This window comes from Dellaglioa sp. CoH-56-MRSF-11 (assembly GCF_056782135.1).
Map to the genome: position 1 here is coordinate 1 of NZ_JBXAYE010000121.1, position 260 is coordinate 260.

1 protein-coding gene is annotated in these 260 nt (G+C 56.9%); it reads left to right on the plus strand.

Translation table 11 applies throughout. The features are described 5' to 3' along the window. On the plus strand, window positions 1–175 hold a 175-nt coding region (locus tag AC1RPT_RS08080; RefSeq protein ID WP_481763036.1), incomplete at its 5' end, for an RtcB family protein. Window positions 176–260 lie beyond the last annotated feature (85 nt).

The window sequence follows — 260 nt, forward strand, 5'->3', positions numbered from 1 at the left end:
GTTTACGCAAGACGACCTCTTTTATCAGACAATGGGCATCGAGTGCCGGAAGGACGCAGGCGTCGTGGACGAGATTCCGGCCGCCTACAAGGATATCGATGAGGTGATGGGGGCGCAGTCCGAACTGGTTGATGTGGTGGCGACGCTGCGTCAGGTAATGTGTATCAAGGGGTAAAAATGCCGATCAAACAAATCAAGTCTGACCAAGAAGACGCGCGCCGCGCCAAGGCCGCGCTGACGGCGACGTTGCTCACTACCCT